Origin of the sequence: Campylobacter concisus (assembly GCF_902460595.1) — a bacterium.
GTDB lineage: Bacteria > Campylobacterota > Campylobacteria > Campylobacterales > Campylobacteraceae > Campylobacter_A > Campylobacter_A concisus_BL.
On sequence record NZ_CABPVA010000001.1, the window covers coordinates 821,756 to 845,844 of the forward strand.

Consider the following 24,089-nt stretch of genomic DNA (forward strand, 5'->3'; position numbering starts at 1 on the left):
TTTCACTATTCTTAATTTATTCTTTTTCTAATTATGAATTTTTTTACAAAAATTTGCATTTCTAGCGCAGATTTTTTTCAAAATTGGTGTAATTACTATAAATATCTTTTCAAAAGGAAGAAAATGAAAAAAATTTCATTTATAGTAACTAGCACCGCTAGCACGAAAGAAAGTTTATGTAGTGAGGTGATTTGCCATGGCTAATGCATATATAGTAAATGATCACAACCTAGTTTTAAACGTGAGGTCAGGTTTTTTAACATATGGTAGAGCTATAGGCAGGTTTGCACATGCGTGCCGTGAGAAAAATCAAACCAAGCATATAAAGTATCTTAACAAGAATCCAACCACTATTAATCGTTACAAGCTCCTAAGCGAGTTTAATGGCAATGGCAATATGAGAGATGCTAACAGCAAAGATGATGAACTACATAATATGGCTTTTGTAAAGAAATTACTTAAAGGCTTTCAGGATAGCTTTAAAGAAGACTATGGCAAGCAATCCTACACACAAAAACGACAAGGTAAAGATATAGTTATACGTAGAACTTGGCGCAAAGATATGGCTAGTTTTTGTGAAGTCATCATCACGTTTGGTACAGATAGGGAGAAAGAGTCAAAAGAAGGACTAAACGACGAAGAGTCAAAATTTATAAATGAAAACATACATATGGATAGAGTAATGAGATTTGTAAACGCATACTGCGCGAAGTATGGCGCAAAGTGTCTGCTTGTGGCTGAGCATAATGACGAAAAGACTAAACACTATCACATCATCTTTACAAACTACAACTTTGAGAAGCATGCAAATTTGAGATTTAGCGGCAGGTCAAAAACGGCAAAATTTGGCCAAGATCTACAAGATATGGGTGCAGAGGCATTTGAAGGTCAGGTACTTCGTGGTAAGCCAAGTAAAAATAGACATAAGAATTTAACCCAAATGCACCAAATAGCAAGTGAATATAAGAGCGAGAAAGAGTTAAAGAGTAAGATTAGAGAGCAGATAATTAGTATAGCAAAAGAATATATAAAGCCAGAATAAAAGTTTTTAAGCAAAAAGATCAACTATTTTAAAATGGAAGCTAGTAGCGAAAAAGCCTTTTTAGCAGAATTTACAAATTTAGTTTATGAACAAATGCAAGAAAGCATAACCATCACATCTGATGAACAGCTAAAAGAAAAGGTAGAACTTCTTGCTGAGCAAGTAACAGAACAAAGCAAGATCATAGAGGAAGATAAAAAGAAAAGCTTAGAAGTCTTAAAAGAAAAAGAACAGCTAGAAAAAGAGCTAAATGATTTAAAAGAGACCAAAGATGAGCAAGAAAAAGAGATAACACATCTTAAAAATAGAGTAAAAGCACATACTAATCAGCAAACAAAGATAGATGAACAAAATGCATTGTTAAAGAGCAAGGATAGAGAAAACCAATCTCTAACACGTAAAACCGAAAGTTTGCAAAGTGAAAATACTGAGATAAGAAATTTGAATGACAAAAGCTTAGGTCTTTTGCTAGAAATAGCAAATAGTAACCCAGAGCTAAAAGAGATGATAGTAAATGAGATGCCAGAGCTAATGGGTAAATTTATAAAAGATGATGCTGGGATGGAGATGGGGTAGCTAGCATCCTTTAAATTTTACAATGCGTAATCTATAAAATTAAGTCACCAAAGTAAGCTAGCCGTGTAAATTTTACCAAGTAAATTTACACGGGCTTGCTTACAAACTTGCGATATATCCTACGCAACACTCCTATATCTCATATAGACATACTCGTAAATTTTCTCTCTGCACGCCGAGATACTCATATCATCATAGCACTCAGGTAACTCTCCCTAGTGAGTAGCGCAAAAAGATAAGACCAAGTACCGGCATGCAGTATTGATATGATGTGAGGTTTGAGCCTGAGCGTAAAAGATCCGCCGACTCCCAAAGGTCGCTCTCTAGCATTTGTAAATTTAGCCATTTATATTTTGTTTATTTTTAGCATTTTATGGATAGGGATTGTTGTTTTAGGAGAAAGAGATTTTATGAGTAAAATTTTGAGAGAGGTTTTTGCATATCTTAAAGTAGTATTTATCTTAAATAAAACTTAGACATTTTATCGACAAAGGTCATCTTGAATGGATAAAGTTTTGTTTAGGTTGTATCTTAGTAAATAAAAATTTTGCCCGTCTGGCTAAGACCTTACAGCAAGCTCAGGTTGAGCTTGCTAAGTAAGTTTATCAACATACTAAAAATGTTGATAAATATGCTAGAAACTGGCATTAAATTTTCTTGGATTATAACAAATAAATTCATAATGTAACATACTGCATGTGATGTAATGTGCAGTACTTGATGTCACGTCAAGTATGTGATGTCACATGCAGTACATGATGTAACATGCAGTAGGTGACGTCATGTATAGTATGTGATGTTATGTATATTTTCGCAGATGAGAGAGTATTAAGATGGGTGGATATTTCTCTAGAAAGATATTATTAAAGTTATATGTCTAAAAAGCACTTGGTGTATATCTAACAGTGATGATTATAACGGCCTTATTTTTTTCATCTACCCTATAAATCACTGTGTAGTTTTTAACAAATAGCTGTCTATAGCCCATATTAGCATATCTGCCAACTTTTCTAATAGCACCACGATTTGGCATCTCATCTAGGCTAAGAATAGCGTTTTTGATAGCCTCTATTGTAGAGTTTACAGCACCTGATGAGAGCAAAGATAGTGCGATATATTTATAAATCGCCTCAAGCTCTTCATAAGCTTGTGGTGAGATAAGAACTTTATACTTACTCAAGATACTTATCTTTTAAACTAGCAAAAACATCTTTTGCTTCTAGCATCTTTGTATCTGCTGTTATCTTAGCTTCAGATGATGCGATGGCGCTATCTATATCGGCTGTGGCTACTAGCTTATCATATGTCTTTATACTCATCACAACCAAGTCGCCATAGCCATTTTTAGTTACAAATATTGGTTCATCCTTGCTATTGCATAGCTGTGAAATTTCATTTGTATTTCTAAGCTCTTTTATAGGTACTATTTGAGGCATATGCTATTTCCTTTTGATAATATGACATGATTATAGCATAATTGTGTTAGTAATTTAGATGGCTTTATCTAACTAACTTGGCAAACTAAAAAATATAAGCCAAAGCATCAAACATTTCCTACTTTTCCTTAAGCCATAATAAATTAATAATATTATAAATACAATCACAATAAAATATCAAAAACAGTAGTGGTGGCTTAATATGCAAAACAACGAAATAAAAATAACCTACTCTTGTGAAGAGACATTAAAAAAGATAAAAGAGTATATGGCTGATGCGAAATGCGTAACTCTTTATACGTCTAGTTTGAATTCCCTTGAGTCAAACTACTTTGACAGCATGACAGTCTTAATAAGAGATGAACTATCGACATTTCTAAATCTTCGTTCTTGGAAAGAAATTTTTTCTAAAGAAGATAGGACAATATCTATCGTGACTGACTTTTATATAGATAAAGAGAGCTTTAAAGATAGAAACATAAGTAGAACAAGAGAATTTAAATATAGAGGCATACCAGTAAAAGTAGTTCATAAAAAGAGTGCAGTTGATAAATTCTTTGTAAATTTAAAGGAGAAGATCGATCCAGTAAAGATTAGAATAGAAGAGGAAGAGTATGAAAAATCAGCAAATACATTATCAGTGCATTTGGATAGACCAGCTCAAACATTTCAGCAAATGTTTTCATTTATGATATCGCATTATGATGAGTCTAAAGATATTTTAAGAGAGTGTTTAAGTACTTTAAAAGACGATCTAATAAATGATGCCAAGCCTTTAATGTCTAACGAGGAGTTAAACGAAGCTAAATTTGAAAGAAGTGTCAAAGAGTGTTTTGATGAGCTAGATAAAAATTTAAGAGATCTAAACAAGGATAAAGGAGAATTTATTATAAAGCAGTTTGTACTTTTTATATTAGACCTTGTTGATTTGTCAGGCGCAAAAGCGGTAGGGAAAAAATTAATAGGATGGGGCACTGTTGCTTGGGAACTTATTAGTCTTTCCAATGAAGTATATAAATATTATGACAATAAAGCGTTTTATGGAGTATCTTTGCCTATACTAAGATTTTTTACATCTAGGTTTGCTTCTATTATAAATACCTTAAATATAAACTCAAATTGCAATGTCTTGGTATTTAAGAATGATAAAAATTCTAAGTCTGGATTTTTTATAGACTTTACACATTTAAATTTAGACTACGTTCCTTTTCAACACAATGCAGGTACAAAGGAGATAAACTGCAATACAGATGAAGGATATAGCGTATATGGATATTTAGATGATGTATCAGTGTTTGAATATACTAAAGATGCCTGCTCTTACGATATCATAAATAAAAACTTAGGATTTGGCTCAAGTGAAGACACGCTCTTTAACAGACTAAAAGAAGAGATAAAAGGACTAAATGCAAATCTAAATTTCATCTGCGCTTCAAATTTCAACTCTGTAAAACTAGCCAATCTAATATCAGATAAGTCTAACAAAAACGGCAAATCTACAAATGATGAGATGAATAGCAAGGATTTCTCAAATTTAAATAAAAACTACATCGTCCTTTCAAACTCACCTTTTAGATCAAGTGCGGGACTAAGAGAAGAGGTCGTAAGCAAAAGCTTAGATCAAGAGATAAAAGACGAAATAAATAGATCAAACAATAGCAGTGTAGTAAAACAAAAATTTGATGATATAAAGACCTTAGAACCTGTTAAAGACTATAGTCAATATAGTATAGATATCAATAAAGGCAACAATAAATCAACTCTTGTCTTAAATTTATCTCCATTTGCAAGGATAGATAAGAGTTATATAGACAATATCGTGGAAAAAAAAGAAGCATTTAATCAAAAAAACAATAATGGAAATTTTTTCTCATCTTCAAATAACCAAGATGGAATCAATGAGCTTTATAATGTAAATTTTGTACATGTAAATGCTTATGCCAAACAGCCAAATGATATGGAGAAGATCAAAGAAAATGAAAAAGCATATATGGATAAGGTCACTTTAACTTTTAAAGATATTTTTGAAAAGATAAATAAAAACGTTTTTGAAAGAAGTCTTGACCCAGACTATCCTAGTGTAGATGATATAGTTAATATGAAAAAATACGAAGATGAAATGAATATAGAAGATGCTAAAGAACTTGCAACTAAAATAATCGATCGTATGCCAAGCAATCACTACTCTTTAACAGAAGTACTCTCTATTGCTGTTGCTTACTTTATAATAACTAAAAGCTACCCAGGAGACCTGGTAAAGAAATCCATTAGTAACGATGGGGAATATATAGAAATAGCAGAAAAAAAGATAAAGGTTATCCATAAAAACGCAACAATAAAACTTGGCGAAAAAGAGCAAGCTTTGTTTTTTTACAAAGATAGTATAAATGCAAAGGTTGGTGAATATATTTGCATAGAAGAGCTAAGAGACTATATGGAGCACTCAAAAAAAGGTAACGTAACAAGTGTGGAAGAGCTTTTAAAAGCAAATAGTGACAATAAGTATGAAGTAATAGACACTTCTATCTTAGGGCTAAAGGAGCAAAAGCAGATAGAAGAGCTACTTGATAAACAAGCAAAAGAGATAGAGGATTGTTGGAAAAAGGACGATGCTATCTTGAAAAAAACTTTAAAAATGCAAGATATCCCCTATGAAACCATAGAAAAAGATATGAAAAAGGAAGCTCCAACACTTATAGTAAAAACTGCTATAGAGGGGCTATTCCCTTTTGCAGAGTACTTTAGTGAGGATGGTCAATCAAAAATTTATAATTCCATTGGTTCATTTGTATTTGACCCCAATAAAAAAGAGGCAACAGATGAGCTTCTTGATGAGCTTGGTGTATTAAATATAGTAAAACAGCTATTTACTATGAATAATACTGAAAATGTGGATAAATTTATAAAGCATGTAACAAATTCTAAAACAAATGTTGAAATCCTAAGGAAATCAAAAGGAAATCTACTTAAACAGGCTATTAACTCTGTAAAACTACGTCTCCTAATAGGTCGTTATAACATAAGTATCATCTGGAATAGCATGAGAAGCTTTGCTTTTATGAAACAAACTTATATGTTTGACCTAAAAGATGTCGAAGCTATTAGAAATATGCTAAAAGGATATGGCAAATCACTAGGCAAAGATGTAGGAGTAGCTTTTCTTAAAGGTATCGTAGAACTTTGGAAAACCTCATACGAAAAGCTAGAAGAAAACTACAAAGAGATAATGCATACAAGATATACATATAAATTTAATGAAGCATATGCGCTAAATAATATCTCATATAAACCTATGTCTATAAAAGAAGCCTACAATAAAGATAGTACAAATACCTATTGCTACTATCCAGTAATGATCTATCAAAACTATATAAGCCTAAATTTAAATAGGCTATTTTTGGGAGCCAATATAAGTAGTGGGGGACTAGACTATAACTCATTTATGTACTATGACATAGACCATAAGAAAAACAAACTATCTTTTAACCTAGCTTCTAAACTAGCACTAAATAACCTTAGTGCTTATCTATGCTTAGATGAGCTAAGAGGAGCTGGTAATGAGATAGATGCAAACTACTTTAAATATGCTAGAAGTAGATACACTGAATCTGATGTGGAGATAAGAGGACTAGATACAGATGTTAAGGAAGAAGAAGAGGTGTATGATGTCTATATGCAAAGCAATAAGGATAAGTATGGCTACTATTACCCAATAGAAGCCTACCAAAAAGCCACAGAGATAATAAACAAATTTAAAAAAGGCATATTTAACACAGAAGATAACGATAACTCTCACTCTAATCTCTCAAGAGATCTAGTGGAAGCTCTTGATACTATTGGAAACAATAACATAAAGGGTATATATGTGGGGTGTAAAGTAGATTTAAAAGATAGAGCTAAAGAGAATATCCCACCACGCCTAGTAGGTCGTCTAGCTACCACCATAGTAATGGAAGATGGTCTATATATAGGATAAGAGATGAAAAAGATCATATTTATCATCATAGCTATTTTAGCATTCACAGCAGTAGTGGTAATAAGCAAAGGAAAAACAATGAATAAAGGAAATTTAATGGATAATAGTAATACATATACGGTTATAGCTCCAAATGGCATGGAAATACCATTTGATAAAAAGACAAATTTATCAGTTTCACCACTTGATTATGGGAGTGAGACTATAGGTGTAAAAGAGCACTCTCAAATGCTCCTAGAAGCTCGCTCCATCCTAGACTCATCCCCATATAAAAACTATAAACCCCTATACTATAACCCTAAACCAAATTCTCTAGGTCAAACAGACTATCTATCATTTAAACCATGGCTAGACATTAGCTATAAACCAAGCTCTACTAAACTATCACCTTGGACTAAATCAGAAAAAGCATACTATGAAAGTTTAAAAGATAAGAGAGATAGATATATCTATCTAGTAAAAAGAAGCAATCTAAAATGCACCATGATAGATATACCAGATGATGCCATAGGTAGAGTAGATAGTAATGGCAAACTAACAAAGCCAGAGTATGCTGAAATTTATGATGAAGTAAATGCTCATAAAGGGACATTAAAGTCAATGCTATTCGCGGGAGAGTGGGCTGTATGTGCTGGAATACTAGGAAACCCTATGGGATTTGCAAATGGTAATCAAGCAGGATTTAAAGCAAGAGAATTTCAAATAGTCTTTCTGTCTGCTCAGCTAGGAGAAGTAAAGGCTTTAAATTTCCTATCTAATTTATTTAAATACTCTACATATGAAGTAGGTCTTAATAAAAATTTACAAATGGCTGAAGAATTTAGGAAACTAGCTAAAAATCCCCCACTAGATGAATATGGAATGATGCCTTATCTAGATGAGATAGTAGGGAACTATTTCGTGATGGATTTTAATAGGGGTGGGGTAGCATTTGATCCAGAAGGAACAACACATAAATTTTTAAGAGAACTTGTAGAAGACGAAGGAAAACTACTAGACCCTAGAGACCTTGATGCAAACGAGACTACAAGGGAAGAATTTATGTCTTACTTAAAAGCTGAAATGCCTCATTTTACAACTAGATTTGATAAAAAAGGTTTTCCAAACAAAATGACAGATAGAGACATTGATCTCTACATCGACTCCACCCTCCTAGAAGCTAAAATAATGTCTCTAACCCCACCAGAGGGATATCCAAATGCACCATACTACAACACACCAGAAGAGCTGACAAGACTATATGAAGCTGGTAAATTAGATAAAAAGCTAAACCCTTTAACACCAGTGATGTATAGAGATAGCTTTCCTGAAGATCTTAGGCAAAAGATATTAAGCTATGCTAAAGAGCATAATATAAAGGATTAGCGATTTAACATCAAGCAAGTAGATTATGGTTTATAGAAGGAAGCATACATTCATATAAACCATATGTCTAATAGCACACCATTTCTACTTTTGCCTTTAATACACTAGCATTTATATTTGTAGCATATGTTCCAAGTAAAATTTTATACTGCTTCTCATGCCCTACTATTTGAGCTATGATATTTGGCTCTACTTCTTGTTGGACAAGCGTATCTATAAAATAGTGCCTAAACGAGTAAAAAGTCTTTTGTTTATCGCTGCTTATTAGCTTTCGTTGTATTTGTGATCTAAAAATTTCTGAAAAGTCTTTGTTACTTACTTTGAAGATGCTTTTATTTGCACTAGCTCTTTGTTTTACAAACTCCATTAGTCCAAGCTCTATTAGCTTACTATGCACTGGCACAAGCCTTATGGAATTTATATTTTTGGTGCTCTTGCCATCATCTCTATTTATACTAAAGCAAAGCACATTATTGTGCTGCACTATGTCACGTGCTCTTAGCTGAACTATCTCGTTTATCCTCATGCCACTATATGCTGCTATCATGGTTATATAGTATAGATCATTTACGCTTATGCGATTGCTTGGCGACTTGTTAGTCTCTTTAAAATTTTGGACTATTTTAAAGATAGCATTAGCCTCTTCTTTGCTATAAGGCAGCACCTTACGCTCCATTGGATTTATCTCTACTTTTACGCTTAGGTCATTTACGATGCTCTTACTTATGTAGTCGCTGTTATAGCAATACTTAAAGAACTGCACTACTCTTATCATATATTTTTGTATGGTTACTTGTGATAGCTTGGCATCATTTTTGCCTATGTGTATGATTTGCTCTAAGCTTTTGTCTTTATATTTGGCTTTTTGGTTTAGCTTGGTTGGTATGAGAGCTAAAGTATTTCTAAATTTAAGTAGATCATCTCGTGATATGGTTGTGATGTCCTTATTCTGATGAAAAAATTTAAATAATATATTGCCTACAATATTTACCAGATCCATAGTGCTACTTGACCACTTTTGACTAACGCTAGTGTTAGCTGTAAAATTTTCAAATGCTGTTTTTAGTGTGATGATCTCCCTGCTCTCTACCTTTCTTTGATTAGTAGAGCATGGCACTATCTCGTATTCTTGTATTGCCTCATCTTTTAAACTACCCATGCCAAAGCAACTATCTCCTACTTTTATGCGTTTGCCTATTAGATGGCTATTAGCAGATAGTATCTGCTCTGCGTCCCTCTCATCACCTTTTGTTTTTACTAGCTTAAAAGGAGTGTTAAGTCCGTATTGTTGCTCGGCAGTTGCCATTATGGCATGTGAGAAATTTTTAGCTAGACTTTTGATATCTTCTTTTTTAAGAGGTAGCCCATTTGCTTCATCTAGAGCATTGATGTTATCTTGGAAGCTATCTATACCAGTTGGCTCAAATTTATAACTTTCATCTTGTTTGCTTAAAAATTTAAGTCTTTTAGACACAAGGTTTGCGCTCTTATCAAGCTTTGATATTAGGTAGTTTAGGGACAATATATGTTTCTCAAGCAGGGTTTGAGCTATGCTTGCTTTATCATCTTGGTCTATGGCTTTATCTAGACTATTAGATAAAATTTTAGCCATGCCATTTAAAGTCTCATTACTTTTATTAAGTAAATCAGGAAAGGTATTATCTTTTAAAGCCTCTTTAAAATGCTTATTTAGTGCATCTGCAAAGTCAATATCTATCTTTTTATCATAAAGCGAATGCTCTTTTATGCTCTTATCGGTCTTTGCCTGCATAAAACTATCAACTAATGAATCTATAATTCCTTGATTTAGCTTCATATCAACTGCCTTTGTTATGAGATAGATATATCTATCATAAATTCTAGCAGATTTTCTGGCTTTTAATATGGAACAAGTCCCCAAGGAGAAAGATAGCTCTCTTGAGCACTTTAAGACTTTTCTTGCATTTGGTGCGATGACGCTTCGGTAGTAATAAATTCCATTGCGGTTTTTTAGGTGTACCATGGATTTGTAGTGGAACAAAAGTGGGACACTTAACTAGTGCTTATGACAAAAAGTTGTTTGTAATGGCGACGTAGCAAGGCCTTAAGCGATATTTAAAAATTTATCTCATAAGCCGGAGGTCGGGAGTTCAAGTCTCCCCCGTGACACCATAAATACCTAAACTACGATGTTTCTACAATATTATATTGCAGTCACCTTTCATAAAATATGGCTTAAAGTTTGTAGCAAATTTAAAATTTATGTAGCAAAAATTTAAGCTGACTATAATTTTAGCATGTTTTTTCATAGATAAGAATTGTCTGAGACGAGAAAAGATTATTCCACGGTACGTATTTTAATGCTAAGACATCAGAATACCTATGATTGTGGAATATTGATTTGTTTATTTATACTTTATTATTTATTTAATAAATCAAGAGCAATTTTTAGATCCTCTTTGAATTTATCCCTTAGGCTTTTTGGCTCTAATATCTCGATATCTGGGAGCCATCGTTTTATAAAAGGTAAAATTTCTATATCCTGAGTAAAATCTATACTAAACGCAACACTGCCATCCTCTAAAGCCTTTTCAAATCTTTGAGATGGGAAAAAACTCTTCATGCCTTTACGAAAATATATAGCTACCTTGGGGGAGGCTTTAAGTAGGGCTCTTTGTGGCGTATTTGATGGCAAGCTCATGGCATTTTGTATTTTATTAAAACACGTTTTGTACTTTGACAAAATCTTTTTTTGATAGTTTTTTGAACTTTTGGTTAAAGATACTATAAAAGCCACCCTTAAAAGCCTAAAATTTTCGTTAGCATCCTCTATAGCCAAATACCAATTTCCATCAGTAAAGACTATTTTTAGGCATTTTGCATCGGTTAAATTCTCGACTTCGCCGATATATTTATACTTAATGTCTCGGTATTCTCTGTTTGCAACTGCATTACGAAGCTCGCTCAAATACCTTTTGCTAGGCTCATCTTGTAAATTTTCTAAAGGATTTGTCTTAAATAAAAATATATCAGAATCTTCTTGTAGCTGCCTAGATACCTCTTTTTCATATTTATCTAAATCATTCAATAAGCTAGGGTCGTTTTCGTTTAGTAAAGTGATTAGCCAGCCTAGATTATCGCTATTTTTTAAAAGGTACTCTAAAACGATGACTATGTCTTTATTCTTATCAGCTACTCTTAATACACCCATAGGTCTTTTGGCATTTTTCACAAGCTTATTTTCTATTATAAATGAATTTGGGAATAAAATTTTGATCTCTTCTATATATCTTCTTAGCGTTCTTTCTTGTATGCCAAATTCATCTAAAAGCTCTGTGTCTGATGGATAAATTTCTCTTTTTTTTACTAGCTTTTTTAAAATTTCAAAAATAATTAATGTTTTATTGTTTAACTCTGCCATTATAAATCCTCATATTCTCTAAATCTTGCATGTTTAAATTCTCGTTTTGTTACGACTTTTCCGTTTTCTATATATTCGCTTACTATACGCTTTGTAGTAGCATATACGACGGTTAAGCCCATATTTTTTGCGAATTTTATCATATTATATGTTGCTCCAAAGTCACCCTGTACTAGCAAATATCACCAGCTTCAGCTTCAAGCATTAACTCCTTTTTGTATGCGTTTAAAGCATATAATATATTTTCATCGCTGGGTCGATATTTGACCACATATCGTCGGTAATGTTTATTATATAGTCGATATCAAATGATTTTATAGCTTGATCTTTTTGCTCTTGTGTTAAATTATGGTTTATTAGAACGAACATTTTTTTCATTATTATTCCTTTTTAAATAAACAAGATGGGATAGTATCTAGCAAGTTGGACACATTGTGGCAAAAAAGGAGCAAAATAGAAAAATTGCTTAGTTTTTAATTTTTATGACACATGCTGTCGTTTTTGGGCTTTATAATTGCTGTACTTCTATAAAATAAGGATAAAAATGAAAACAAAAGCAAGAGACGCGGCTATAGTAGCGTCTATCAAAGGAAGCATCAGCCTGCATGTAAGAGTCGTGAGATCTAAAAAGACCTACACAAGAAAGCAAAAGCACCCAAAGGATGTTAGAAGGTCAACATAGTAGATTTATATAAATGCAAATCGCTCAAAAACTATTGCACAAAATTTACATCTAGCCTATATCCAGCAGCATTTGCATAGGCATTTAAAGTGGAGCCGGCTTTCCCTAGTTAAATCATTTTTTAAAATCTTTTGAAATTATAGACACTATTTCCGATTTTGTGTTGTATATTCTAAAAAATATAATCCCCGCCATTTAGGCAACTCTTGTTCTATTTGGTTTATTTTACTCATATATAAATCCTAATACAAAAACCCAAACAGCCAAAGTGGAATTTTATTTCCAACCCCTACTTCAATATCATCTGCTGCTATATATGAATCTGGCATATCTTTTATCTGCTCAAAGCCTTTTTTAGCTCCACCTATTTCAAAGATAAATTTATTACCAACCATAAAGTCACCATTTTTGCCTGAGTAAATTTCAGTGATATTCCCAAGCTGATTGGCAAAAAATGTCTCTCTCACATTTCCTATATCAGGGCTATTTATATACATTAAATTTGTATTTTCAAGGTAAATTTTGTCTGCCTTATCCATATTTTTTATAGCTAACTCATTTTTCATTAAAAGCCTTATAAGCCCAGCACTATCAAGCATAGCAAGATACTCTTTTAGTGTTCTATCGTCTCTTATATCAACAAGTGATTTTAGACTTGAGTAGTTTGGTTGATATGGGACGTTTGTGCTTATGGCATGAGTTAAGATCTTTAGCTTTCTTGCCGTGTTACCGTTTAAATTTGGATATATACTTAAAAGATCGCTATCTATCGTAGCTTCTATACTTTGTTTAAGAGTCTGATAAAAGGCGGTATCATTTGGCATATCATTATAGTATGGGTAGTAACCTACCTTTAGATACTCTCTAAAAAGTTTAATAACTGCTAGATCTTTTAGCTTTAAGACGTTATTGATATTAACAGCTATTTCCTGATGGTTTTCAAGTAAATTTTCAAGCTCAATAGCTTCTAAATTTATACCATACCTTAGCCCTAGATACTCCCTAAAGCTCATTCCACTCATCTTATATACTATCGCTCTTCTGCTTAGATCATGAGAGCTTTTTAGCACTTCAAGAGCAGATGAACCAGTAGCTACTATATTTAACTCTTTAAAGTTATCATAGGCAAATTTTAATACAGCAGATATATCTTTACTCTTATGAATTTCATCTAGGTATAGGTATTTGCCACCATTTAGCACAAATTCTCTTATGATAGAGGTTATATCATTTGATATCTCTATGTCATCTAGGCTTAGGTAAAGACTATCTTTGTTTTTACTAGCTAGCTGAGCTAGAGTGGTTGTTTTACCTATCCCTCTTTGCCCTAGGATAACGATAAGTCTATGAGATAAGTCCTTGGAGTCTATAAAATATCTTTTAAATTTATGGTTGTTTAACCTTATAAGGTCGTTACTCTTTAAAAAAAGTTGATCTAGCATGGCTTACCCTTTAAATATGTAATGCAATACAATTATATCATAAAAATATATGGGATAGACTACAAATATGGTTGATCTTAAAAGCATAAACCCTTCTTTATTGTAAATGGCTATATACATTTACAATAAAAAGCACTCACCCTTCCCTCCTTGATTAAATTTTACCTCTTCAACTAGATCCTTGAGAATTTTTGGAGTTACTGGCTCGCCATAAGTATTCATAGTGATCTTGTATTGTTGTTCATGCCCTACCAGAGCAGCTATATGCTCAACTCTTTGGCCACTTTGAATGAGCTTGTTTATGAAAGTGTGCCTAAATGAGTGAAATGTCCTTGTCTTATCACTATCTTTTATAACTTTAGTGTTTATCTTCTTTCTAAAATATTCAGAGAAGTCTTTATTGTCGCAATTAAATAGCCTAACTGCTTTGCCACATTTCCTTGCTAGCTTCTTTTTTACTCTCTATAAATTCAAACAGCCCAATGCTATTTAGCTTAGAGTGTATAGGAACAATCCTTACAGAGTTTCTAGTCTTTAAAGTCTTGCTCTTACCAGTTTTTACATCTACTTTTGTATTTAAACTAAAGCATACTATGTTATATTTTTCAACTATGTCATCTGTGTTTAACTGGATTATCTCATTTAGTCTCATGCCAGAATAAGCTGCTATATGAGTAACGAAAAATAGCTCATCTTTGCTAACTCTTTGACTTTTAGTATCACCACTTGATCTAATCTTACTAACAATATCCAAAATGCGTTTACGTCACTATCTTCATAAGGATTTTTATTTGTAACGTCATCTTGGTTTAAATTTATTTGTAGATTTATAGCCGGGTTCTTATCTATATAGTCACTATCGTAGCAGTATTTAAAAAACTCACTAACTCTAACAATATACTTCTTGATGGTTGATTTAGAAATTTTTGGTCTATCTTTTGCTAAAGCCATGATCTCATCTAAGCTTTTATCTTTATAGAGACTATTTTGAGAGAGTTTGGTTGGTAGTTGTAGCAAGATATTTCTAAAATTTAGCAAGTCATCTCTTTTTATCTTTTTGATGTCTAGCTCATCGCCAAATTTCATAGACATTAACCGTCCTACATGTCTAACAAGACCAAATGTGCTATCACTCCAGTTGTTTGAAATGCTTGTGTTTGATATATAGTTTTTAAAAGCACTCTTTAGCGTGACCAAGTTAGCTTTACTCTCATTTTTAGTAGAAGAGTCTAGTTTATATCTAAGACTTTTAGCTCTATTTGAGAAGAGCTTTTGAAAGAAATTTATAGCTTCATTGAAAGTCATGCCACTAGCATCACTTGTATCATCTATCGCAAGGTCTTTAGCCTCAATGTCACTTAAAACTATACCCTTATCTTCATATTTATCTGCCTTATATAGCTTTACCTGACCACCAAAGGTAGGATCATTTAAATTCCCATATCCAAATTTTAGATCATCACTTAGTTCATTGTCTCCATCTGGTAATAACTCACAACCAAATATTCTTAGGATATCGTTTTGTGTGAGTGCGCCCTTTTGTTTAGCTAGCTCATTTATAGCATCTCTTAGCTCACTAGCAGAGTGCTTTAAGGACTTTTTAGTAAAAGGGAGTGCCAAATTCTGCTTTTTTAAAGTCTCTATGTAGTCTTGATAGCTATGCAAGTTACTATCTTTAACGCATTTTGCTATCTCGTCTTTAGTGCCATTATCTAAATTTGTGCTCTTATGTTTTTTACCAAGTGGCACAAATGCTTGTTGCTTATCATTTAGTAGCTTTTGATTTTTGCACATCTTATATGATATGTGATTTATGTTATCTATCGTTGCCTCAAGCACTCTTTTACCAAGAAGCTTTTTGGTGTGAGGATCAGTGCAAGATAACTTTTTACAGATCTCATCAACCTCTTTTGATATGACACTGGGCAAGCTATCTTCTTTTAAACTCTGTTTTAAAAACAAATTTAGTGATAGTAGTCCATCTAAATTTATATATCTGCCAAGCATATCATGCTCTTTGATACTTTTGGCCTCCTTGGCTTTTAAAAGCATAAGCACCAAGTGCTCTATAAGCTCGCTGCTCAAATTTATCTTCCATGCCTTTTTGATCGCGTTAAAAATTATAGAGTAGATCTTAGCACGATTTTTTGCTGTATCAAAGCGTTTTGTGAGGAAGGAGGTTATATATTCGGTTTTATTACCAAAATAAGGCCTCAGATATAGTGGGATGGCTACTCTAAAGTAGTATATGCCATTTCGTTTGACTAGATATTGCATCTTTGTTACCTATGCAATATAACTTTGTAGCAAAATGTAGCAGATACTTAGTGTGAAACTGGCTGTGTGCCGTCTTTTTGGTGCTTACACAAGGTTTATTTTTAAACCCTCATAAGCCGGAGGTCGGGAGTTCAAGTCTCCCCCGTGACACCAAAACACACTATTTTAGGCACTAGCAGTGATGCTTTTGTTCTTTCCCTTTCTTTAAAATTTCCTAAAAGTATGGTACAGTTTTTATAAAAAGCGGTACATTTTTTCAGGATAGATTTATTTTACAAGATGCTTTCTATAAATTTGCTTTTATTTTTATTGATAGGCAATATCTTATCTCAAGCAGACATCTTCATAGCCTAGTAGCTTGTCCTTGGCAACCTTTGGGTTTTCTAGACGCTCACTTAGCTTCTTTTTAAACTGCACCTTTATGCTATTGTCTAGCTTTTGCCACTCTTTTAAAGCACTTGGTAAGAACTCTAACTCATAGCTCATCTAGACTTACTTTTACTGGTTTTTCACCACTTGCTAGAGCAGCGTCTACTGCTTTGCTTAGATGATACTCTTCTATTATCTCTGCCATTTTTCATAGTTGAAAAATTTACTTGTATGGTTTGCATTTTTGTCCTTTATTTAATACACAAAATAATGCTAAATAAAATACAAGAATAGTCTTAAGCCCATACCCTGAAATTTACTCTTGCTCATTTTCGCACTCTACCATCTCTACTTTAGCCTTTAGCGTGTTAGCGTTAATAGGCTTGGCATAAATGTTTAGCAAATTTTATATTGCAAACTTACTATAATAAGGCAATTAAATACAAGTTTTGTGTTGTATAAAGAAAGAAAATCGGAGCAGAAAATTCCTCTCCGATTTATGATTGAAGTTTTAAGCTACTTTGATCTCTTGCAGTCTATACCATGCGATGATTTGTAAAACAAACGCCACAATCAACAAGATATAACCAATAAATATGAATACAGTAATGGTTCCAACAACCGAACCTATAAAATAGTATAGGAAAAATTTATCACCAGATATGTTTGAAAGCTCGTTATAGACTTGAAATTCTTTGAAAAATGCATAAATCATACCTACAACGCCCGCTAAACCTAAAATGACGCCAAAAATAGCACCTGTTCCACCAGCATTCGCATAGCCAGAGCCCATACCAGCAAAGCCTAATGCTCCAGTTATCGCGCCGATTGAGATCAGGATAGTCGATGCTACCGCGACAACTAGATATAAGATATAGTTTTTCTTTAGTGTAGGACTACCAACCTTATCTGATAGCTTAAATATAGCAAACAACATACATAAAAATCCGGCGATAAAAAAGATAAATCCGATGAATGGGATAATGCCCAAAATAGGTAAAGCAGAGCCTGCTAATCCCAGCGTTCTAATGGTAGATAAATCATTGCTTTTAATATCAAAATTTATGTTATCTAAATTTAGATTCATAGATTTTGCTTTTGTGAGATAGATTTGTTTTGCAGTTTGTCCATCCGCGATAAAATCAACCTCGTCACCTTGTTTTAAAACTATGGCGGCTCCGTCTTTTGTCACCGATGCTACATCTTCTTGTAGATAAGTAAAACGCTAGTCATCAGCATCTAATATTATGCCAGGAGCTAATACGGTTCCTTTCATGTCTATTCCTTTAAGATTAAGATAAAAAAGGCTTATTATAAATTTGTTAAACAAAGTGTTGGCTTAAGTTTATAAAGTAAAATATGCAAACAAATAATACGAATGTAATTTTTCACCACTTGCTAGAGCAGTATCTACTGCTTTACTTAGATGATACTCTTCTATTATCTCTGCCATCTTTTCATAGACAGCACTAGGCACTAGATAGGCGCTAGGGACATTGTGATTTAGTATAGCTACGACATTATCTCCGGCTTGTTTTAAAATTTGAGCTGGAGACTTTTTGAGCTCGCTTATGCTAGCAGTGAAATTTGCTTGTATGGTTTGCATTTTTATCCTTTATTTAATACCTAAGATAATACTAAAAATTATAAAAACAGCCCAAAATTTTATAAATTCTATTTACCCTCTGGATCTAAGCCATTTAAGATGCAGCCAACCTCTTTGTCACTTAGGTCGTAGTGTAAAAATTCTTTATAAAATTTCTTTGTCTCAGCTTCTATTGAATAAATTCTTGCCATCAGCTATGTGAAGCACTTTTGGTCTATCTGACGCAGCGATTTTTTAGTTTTGCTTAGCCTAATACCAATTTTAAAAAGAAAATGGTGTTTTAAGTGTATAAATTTACTTCACAAAAAACTCTTGTGCTAGCTTTTTATCTTCAGGTTTGATGATAAATTTATCATTAGCGATGCTAACTTCAAATTCATCTTCTTTGCTAGCTTTTGTATAAGCTAGTGCGAGCCTTGCAGCAAGCTCTTTGTCGGCTTTACTAGCGTTTTTGCTTATGAAGCTAACAGCTCCCACGATGTCATCGCTCTCTTTAAATTTAACCTGCTCAAATTTATCATTTGGATGAGCCAAAAGTGCGTTATTGTCGCTCTCGTCACGACCTATTATCATTTTAGCACCATCTACCAAGCGCAGATGCCTACCAAGTTTTAGCCACGTAACGTCGATATCTCGCATCTCTTTGTCAAATTTCAAGTAGTCTTTTATCTTTACAGCAAAGCTCTCGATCGTAAGCAAACACCCACCTCCTGGCGTTGCAAAGTCCTCAAAGCCAAATTTCTTCGCCAAAGCAAGCTGCGGCTTTCTATCGCGTCCGCTTATGTCAAGTAGCTTCTCTCTATCGACCCAGCCCTCGCGCTCTGGCTTAGTTGGCGGCAAGAGCTTAGCACACATCGGACGAAGCACTAGATCATCCTCATCATCAGCTAGGCGCTTAACCTGAAAGAGTGCGTCTCTGCGCTGGCTCATCGGTCTTTGACCCACGACTTCGCCAGTGATTATGAAATTTGCATTTTCGCTTTTTAGCATATTAAGAGCGGTTTTAAACATATATCCGTGGCAGTCGATGCAAGGGTTAAACTGCCTGCCGTAGCCGTATTTTGGGTTAAAAAGCACGTCACGAAGATACTCGTTTCTCATATCAACCACCTTTAGGCTAGCCCCAGCCAAGGCTGCACGGCGCCTTAAAACTTCGTGCTTCTCCTCATCCACGCCAAATCCAGTATCCATATAAAGTGCGACCACTTCGATACCCTGATCGCTTATTATTTTCATAGAGAGCATGCTATCAAGCCCTCCGCTAAACAAAGCTAAAGCCTTCATTTTTGTCCTGAAAGTAAAATTTAAAGCCTAAATTTACTAAATCTAGGCTTTTACGAAGTTTATTTAGCAGCGTTAATTACGATTTTTTTAATCACTTCGCTTGCGGCTTTTAGGCTGCTAACTGGCAAGTACTCGTAGATAGAGTGAAAGTTGTTTCCGCCTGTGAATAAATTTAGCGTTGGCACGCCCTTTGCAGAGATCGCAGCGCCGTCGTATCCGCCTCGCATCGGCTTTATGTTTGGTGTGATATTTAGTTCGCTAAAGGCATCTTTTGCCAGTTTTATAGGCAGTGAGTTTTCATCTTTTAAGAACTTAAAGACGTTTTCATAGCGTGTTTTTAGCGTGATATCGCAACGATCTCCATAAATTTTGTTAAAAGAATTTGCCATGTCGCTTAAAAACTCAAGCCTTTTTTGAAATTTCACCTCGTCAAATTCTCTAATGTCTATCTTGAGCGTCGTTTTTGCGCTGTTTCCGCTAAGCTCTTTTACCCAAAAGTAGCCCTCTTTGCCCTCGGTGCACTCTGGCACTTCGCCGCCTGGCAAAAGCGAGATGAATTTATGCGCAAGAAGTAGTGAATTTACTAGCTTGCCCTTTGCGTTCATCGGGTGAGCCGAAACGCCTTTAAAGACCATCGTGCAGTCAGCTGCATTCCAGTTTTCATATATTAGCTCGCCTATCTCGCAGCAGTCTAAGCAGTAGCCAAAGTCAGCTCCTAGCAAATTTACATCAAGTGCCTTTGCGCCAAGCAAGCCCTGCTCCTCATCAGGCACGAAGCAGATCACGATCTTGCCGTGCTTGATCTCAGGATTTTGCATGAAAAAGCTAGCCATATTTACGATACTAGCGATCGCAGCTTTATCGTCAGCGCCAAGCAAGCTAGTGCCGTCAGTCACGACTATGTCGTCACCAACGTATTTCTTAAGCTCTGGATTGTCGCTAAATTTAAGATAAATTCCCTGCTCTTCGTTTAGGCAGATGTCGCCGCCTGTGTATTTTACTATCTTAGCTTTTGTGTCGTTTTTTTGCTCACTACTTGTATCTAAGTGCGCAAAAAAGGCAATACTTGGCGCGTTTTCGCAGTTTGCAGGAATTTTTGCTATCAAGATAGCATTATCTTGCAAGATGATATCTTTTATGCCAAGCGAGCTAAGCTCATCTTTTATAAAAAGAGCCAGCTCATACTCGGTTGGATTAGAAGGCATGATACCTTTTAATCCATTCTCTTTATTTGTCGTGGTGTTAAATTTCGTATAGTTTATAAATCTCTCTACGATATCCATCTTTCATCCTTAGATGACAAAAAATGCGATCGCCACTACAGAGAGAAACATGCCTAAAAATGTCCTTTTTGCAAGCTCGACTGGGCTAACCATAGCGATACCAGCACAAACGATAGCTGCACCAGCGATCGGAGAAGCTGAACGTCCAAGTGAGCCAGCGATGGCTGCAGCCATACCAAGCTTATCTTGCTCAAAGCCAAGAGCGGCGGCGTTTGTTGTGACAGCTTCGTTAAACGCAAATGTAGCAGCGTCGCCTGAGCCTGTGACTATACCCATGATAAATGGCACAAATGTTCCGCCAAATTTAACGTAGCTTTGATCTGTTTTAAGCCACGCTATGACCACATCGACAGCTCCACACGCCTTTAGACCTGCGACAAAGACGCCAGCTGCGATGATGATACCGATAACATCAGCGTAGGCGTGACCCATGCCGTTAAAGAACTCTTTTGTGATCTTTTGTGGGTTGGTAAGCGTAGCAAAGATAGCTATGATAGCACCAAGTATCATCGCCTCAGCAACGCCCATCTTTGTCCATGCCAAAAAGCTGTAGTCTTTTGCGAGGCTAGTTCCGCCAATAACCAAGATCACAAGTGGGACAAGTGGCATAAGAGCGTAGATCAAATTTACTTTAAACGCTGACTTCTCCTCGCTAGCTGCGCCATTTTCAAGAGTGAAATTTGTACCTTTTTGATAGTCTTTAAAGAGCAAGGCAACGATAGTTAGCATGATAACTACGATAACAAGAGCTGTAAATGCGCTAGGAATTTGCACTTTTATGACGTCTTGGACTGTGTAGTTTGCAACTGTCTTTTTAACAAGGTCAGCCACATATACGTTGTGCGCAGAGCCTGGGCTTAGGACTGAGCCAAATGTACCAGCAAAAACAGCCGCACCAGCCATCGCAGGGCGAACGCCTGATGCCATTAGAAGCGGTATAAGCGTCGCACCAACAGCAGCCGAGCAGCCAGCAGCTGAAGGGATAGCGATATTTATAAAGTAAGTTAGCACGGTTGTTGCAGGGATCAAGATAAAGCCCACGTTTTTAAGTGGCTTTGTAAGAAGCGCAACAAGGTGCTTATCACACATTGTATATTTCATAACGAAAGCAAAACCCATACTAGCACATATAGCCTTTATAAGACCAGCTTTTGTCATATAGTCAGTAAAAGCACTTAGTGCGCCCATCGGTTTTAGTGCGATTATACAAAGCACCAAACCAACACCTATTAGCACCGTTCTCGTCTCTTTTTTTAAGACTAGAAGTGCTACAACTGCAACGATGCCAAGAATGGCAGCAATTAGCTTGAATGATTCCATACCTCTCTCCTTGTTTAGATTTTAAATTTAGTTCCAACTTCTATTTTTTCTATCTCTTTTTGATACTCAAATTTTAAAATTTCGCTGTGTCCTATGACCTCAGCTTCGCTACCCTCTATGAGCAAAGCCGTGCCCTCAGGCAACGCGTAGATAGTATCTTTTGGATTTGCTATTAAAAACTCCTCTAGCCTCTCCTCCCTGCTCTCGCCGTTGTGACCTGCTAATTTGCCACTTATAAAGTGCGGATTGATCTGATATGGGAAGATATTTAGGCTCTCAAATGACTTTGGCATGATGATAGGCATATCATTTGTCGTCATCATCGTCTTGCCAGCGATGTTTGCGCCAGCTGACCAGCCAAAGTATTTTGCGCCGTTTGCCACAGCTTCTTTTATAGGCTCAACTAAATTTAGCTTATAAAGCGTGTAAAGCAGCATAAAGGTATTGCCTCCGCCAACAGCGATACTACTTGCATTTTTGATAGCTGAAATTTTATCCTCGTAGTGGTGGATCGACTTTATATTTTTATTTTTTAGGCGGTCTATAACCTTTTGCTCATATTCGTCATTACTTCGTCTAACTCCAGCGTAAGGGATAAATAAAATCTCCTCCTTACCGCTCTCACCCAAGAAGTCCTTAACCCAGTTTTTGCAGTGTCTCAAGTAGCCAGTATCTTGGTAGCTTGAAGCGCTGATTAGTAAAGCATTTTTCATTTTTTAGCTCCATTTAGTTTGTAAGCAGCCCTTAGATAGATATCAACCCCAGCGACCAAACACTCCTCGTCAAAGTCAAATTTACTGTTGTGATGTCCTGCTTTTAGGTTTGTTCCTATCATCATATATCCACTCTTTGCGCCCCTATCTTGCAAAGCTCTCATAAAGTGAGCAAAGTCCTCGCAAGCGCCAAAGTCAAGCTCTTTAACGATCTTATCATCATCTATAAATGGGCTCTCTTTTGCCGCTTCATAGAAAATTTCAGTCACCTCCTTGTCGCTATTTGCTCCGCTTGTGCCCCCTGTCATCACGACCTTGCTCTCAACACCATAAATTTCACTGACACCTTTTACGATATCCATACATTTTTTATACATAAATTCATTTAAATTTGTATCCTCGCCCCTTGTTTCGCAGGCTAGATAGCCGTTTGGTGCTATGACATTTCTGCCCTCGCCTGCTCTTAAAACGCCTACATTTATCCTAGTCACGCCCTTTGCGTGTCTTGTGATGCCGTGCATATTTAGAGCCATTTGAGCAGCGGCTAAAAGGGCGTTTGCTCCCTCCTGCGGCGCTCCTGCTGCGTGAGCTGAGCGGCCAGTGATATGCACGTCAAATTTAGAAGTTGCAAGCAGTTTATTTGTGCCACAAACTATGCCCCCATTTGTTTCTGCTTGAAAGCCGATGTGTCCGCCAAGTAGATACTCGATGCCCTCAAGCACGCCAGCAGCCTCCATAGCCACAGCGCCCCTTGTGCCCTCTTCTGCTGTTTGAAATATAAATTTAAATTTGCCGTTAAAATCGTCTAAATTTTTAGCGATTAGCTTTGCAAGCGCTAGACCCATCGCCATGTGTCCATCGTGCCCACAAGCGTGCGTGATACCAGCGATATCTGAGCCAAAGCCCTCCTTGCAAGGTCTATGAGCAGCCTCTTCGCTCTCTGTCACATCAACGCTATCAATGTCAAATCTAAATGCGCTAAATTTACCAGGTCTTTTTGTGTCGATGAAAGCTGTTAGGCCAGTTAGGCCATCTTTCATGTATTCAAGGTATTTTGCTTCATCAGGATTTAAAAGACTTCTGGCTCGCTCAACCGCTTTTTGGCACTGCTCTTTGCTGCCAACTCCAAGCCTTGCATCGCTCTTTACAACCTCTTCGCCAAGCTTCACCTCATATCCTAGCTCACTAAGCCTTTTTGCCAAAACCGCAGTCGTAAAAAAGGTAAACCAGCCAGTTTCTGGGTGTGAGTGAAAGTATCTGCGATCTTTGATCATATCCTCTTTTAAAGATAGTGCTAATTTTGCTATTTTGTCCATGA

At 35.5% G+C, this 24,089-nt stretch carries 24 protein-coding genes; 5 read left to right on the top strand and 19 right to left on the bottom strand.

What is annotated here, in order from left to right:
* Positions 1 to 196: 196 nt before the first annotated feature.
* The gene (locus F3G86_RS10410; protein ID WP_188116410.1) at positions 197 to 1,042 is read left to right on the top strand and encodes a plasmid recombination protein; all 846 of its coding nucleotides are present in this window, start codon (positions 197 to 199) and stop codon (positions 1,040 to 1,042) included.
* A gap of 33 nt (positions 1,043 to 1,075) precedes the next feature.
* Positions 1,076 to 1,618 (top strand): hypothetical protein, encoded by a 543-nt coding sequence (locus F3G86_RS03990; RefSeq protein WP_149723052.1) that lies wholly within the window; start codon positions 1,076 to 1,078, stop codon positions 1,616 to 1,618.
* 201 nt (positions 1,619 to 1,819) lie between these two features.
* Here the strand turns inward: F3G86_RS03990 and F3G86_RS10730 are convergent, their stop codons facing one another.
* From F3G86_RS10730 to F3G86_RS04005, 3 genes are all read right to left on the bottom strand, one after another.
* Positions 1,820 to 1,948, bottom strand: coding sequence for a type I restriction-modification system subunit M N-terminal domain-containing protein (locus F3G86_RS10730; RefSeq protein WP_223228536.1), 129 nt, complete (start codon positions 1,946 to 1,948; stop codon positions 1,820 to 1,822).
* Between the two features lie 547 nt (positions 1,949 to 2,495).
* Complete coding sequence (locus F3G86_RS04000) at positions 2,496 to 2,798, bottom strand: type II toxin-antitoxin system RelE/ParE family toxin (RefSeq protein ID WP_149723053.1); 303 nt, start codon at positions 2,796 to 2,798, stop codon at positions 2,496 to 2,498.
* Positions 2,791 to 3,054 carry a type II toxin-antitoxin system prevent-host-death family antitoxin gene (locus tag F3G86_RS04005; protein WP_021086499.1) on the bottom strand — a complete coding sequence of 88 codons (264 nt, stop codon included), beginning with the start codon at positions 3,052 to 3,054 and terminating at the stop codon, positions 2,791 to 2,793. Before F3G86_RS04005 ends, F3G86_RS04000 begins: the two co-directional genes overlap by 8 nt.
* A 202-nt stretch (positions 3,055 to 3,256) precedes the next feature.
* Here F3G86_RS04005 and F3G86_RS04010 point away from each other — a divergent pair, with 202 nt between their 5' ends.
* Both F3G86_RS04010 and F3G86_RS04015 read left to right on the top strand, forming a co-directional pair.
* The gene (locus F3G86_RS04010; RefSeq protein ID WP_149723054.1) at positions 3,257 to 7,030 is read left to right on the top strand and encodes a hypothetical protein; all 3,774 of its coding nucleotides are present in this window, start codon (positions 3,257 to 3,259) and stop codon (positions 7,028 to 7,030) included.
* A 3-nt stretch (positions 7,031 to 7,033) separates the two neighbouring features.
* A complete protein-coding gene (locus F3G86_RS04015; protein WP_149723055.1) occupies positions 7,034 to 8,395 on the top strand; it encodes a thioredoxin reductase in 1,362 nt (453 codons plus the stop codon).
* 67 nt (positions 8,396 to 8,462) lie between these two features.
* Here the strand turns inward: F3G86_RS04015 and F3G86_RS04020 are convergent, their stop codons facing one another.
* From F3G86_RS04020 to F3G86_RS10420, 4 genes are all read right to left on the bottom strand, one after another.
* Positions 8,463 to 10,397, bottom strand: coding sequence for a site-specific integrase (locus F3G86_RS04020; RefSeq protein WP_223228537.1), 1,935 nt, complete (start codon positions 10,395 to 10,397; stop codon positions 8,463 to 8,465).
* A 396-nt stretch (positions 10,398 to 10,793) separates the two neighbouring features.
* A complete protein-coding gene (locus F3G86_RS04025) occupies positions 10,794 to 11,795 on the bottom strand; it encodes a helix-turn-helix transcriptional regulator (RefSeq protein ID WP_188116411.1) in 1,002 nt (333 codons plus the stop codon).
* A complete protein-coding gene (csx20, locus tag F3G86_RS10415; protein WP_262974875.1) occupies positions 11,795 to 11,974 on the bottom strand; it encodes a CRISPR-associated protein Csx20 in 180 nt (59 codons plus the stop codon). Before csx20 ends, F3G86_RS04025 begins: the two co-directional genes overlap by 1 nt.
* Before the next feature lie 46 nt (positions 11,975 to 12,020).
* On the bottom strand, positions 12,021 to 12,173 hold the full coding sequence (locus F3G86_RS10420) for a hypothetical protein (protein ID WP_188116413.1): 153 nt from the start codon (positions 12,171 to 12,173) through the stop codon (positions 12,021 to 12,023).
* Positions 12,174 to 12,339: 166 nt separating this feature from the next.
* Between F3G86_RS10420 and F3G86_RS10425 the strand changes: the two genes are divergently transcribed.
* Complete coding sequence (locus F3G86_RS10425) at positions 12,340 to 12,477, top strand: hypothetical protein (RefSeq protein ID WP_180996590.1); 138 nt, start codon at positions 12,340 to 12,342, stop codon at positions 12,475 to 12,477.
* Positions 12,478 to 12,719: 242 nt separating this feature from the next.
* Here the strand turns inward: F3G86_RS10425 and F3G86_RS04040 are convergent, their stop codons facing one another.
* From F3G86_RS04040 to F3G86_RS04085, 12 genes are all read right to left on the bottom strand, one after another.
* Positions 12,720 to 13,919, bottom strand: coding sequence for an ATP-binding protein (locus F3G86_RS04040; protein WP_149706569.1), 1,200 nt, complete (start codon positions 13,917 to 13,919; stop codon positions 12,720 to 12,722).
* A gap of 418 nt (positions 13,920 to 14,337) precedes the next feature.
* The gene (locus F3G86_RS10740) at positions 14,338 to 14,571 is read right to left on the bottom strand and encodes a site-specific integrase (RefSeq protein ID WP_223228538.1); all 234 of its coding nucleotides are present in this window, start codon (positions 14,569 to 14,571) and stop codon (positions 14,338 to 14,340) included.
* Positions 14,572 to 14,585: 14 nt separating this feature from the next.
* Positions 14,586 to 16,196, bottom strand: coding sequence for a DUF6538 domain-containing protein (locus F3G86_RS04045; protein WP_223228539.1), 1,611 nt, complete (start codon positions 16,194 to 16,196; stop codon positions 14,586 to 14,588).
* Positions 16,197 to 16,520: 324 nt separating this feature from the next.
* Positions 16,521 to 16,682 carry a type II toxin-antitoxin system RelE family toxin gene (locus F3G86_RS04050; protein WP_223228540.1) on the bottom strand — a complete coding sequence of 54 codons (162 nt, stop codon included), beginning with the start codon at positions 16,680 to 16,682 and terminating at the stop codon, positions 16,521 to 16,523.
* Between the two features lie 394 nt (positions 16,683 to 17,076).
* The gene (locus F3G86_RS04055; protein WP_149723057.1) at positions 17,077 to 17,757 is read right to left on the bottom strand and encodes a DUF996 domain-containing protein; all 681 of its coding nucleotides are present in this window, start codon (positions 17,755 to 17,757) and stop codon (positions 17,077 to 17,079) included.
* A 153-nt stretch (positions 17,758 to 17,910) separates the two neighbouring features.
* Positions 17,911 to 18,171 (bottom strand): type II toxin-antitoxin system Phd/YefM family antitoxin, encoded by a 261-nt coding sequence (locus F3G86_RS04060; protein ID WP_149723058.1) that lies wholly within the window; start codon positions 18,169 to 18,171, stop codon positions 17,911 to 17,913.
* Between the two features lie 68 nt (positions 18,172 to 18,239).
* Entirely contained in the window at positions 18,240 to 18,362 is a 123-nt protein-coding gene (locus F3G86_RS10925; protein WP_012001245.1) for a hypothetical protein, read from the bottom strand.
* A 103-nt stretch (positions 18,363 to 18,465) separates the two neighbouring features.
* Complete coding sequence (locus tag F3G86_RS04065) at positions 18,466 to 19,455, bottom strand: argininosuccinate synthase domain-containing protein (RefSeq protein WP_149723059.1); 990 nt, start codon at positions 19,453 to 19,455, stop codon at positions 18,466 to 18,468.
* Between the two features lie 59 nt (positions 19,456 to 19,514).
* Positions 19,515 to 20,738 carry a peptidase T gene (gene pepT, locus F3G86_RS04070; protein WP_149723060.1) on the bottom strand — a complete coding sequence of 408 codons (1,224 nt, stop codon included), beginning with the start codon at positions 20,736 to 20,738 and terminating at the stop codon, positions 19,515 to 19,517.
* Positions 20,739 to 20,747: 9 nt separating this feature from the next.
* Positions 20,748 to 22,058 (bottom strand): C4-dicarboxylate transporter DcuC, encoded by a 1,311-nt coding sequence (gene dcuC, locus F3G86_RS04075; protein WP_149723061.1) that lies wholly within the window; start codon positions 22,056 to 22,058, stop codon positions 20,748 to 20,750.
* Positions 22,059 to 22,072: 14 nt separating this feature from the next.
* A complete protein-coding gene (pepE, locus tag F3G86_RS04080; protein ID WP_149708538.1) occupies positions 22,073 to 22,771 on the bottom strand; it encodes a dipeptidase PepE in 699 nt (232 codons plus the stop codon).
* Positions 22,768 to 24,087: an amidohydrolase gene (locus F3G86_RS04085; protein WP_149723062.1), complete on the bottom strand. Its 1,320-nt coding sequence runs from the start codon at positions 24,085 to 24,087 to the stop codon at positions 22,768 to 22,770. Before F3G86_RS04085 ends, pepE begins: the two co-directional genes overlap by 4 nt.
* Positions 24,088 to 24,089: the final 2 nt, after the last annotated feature.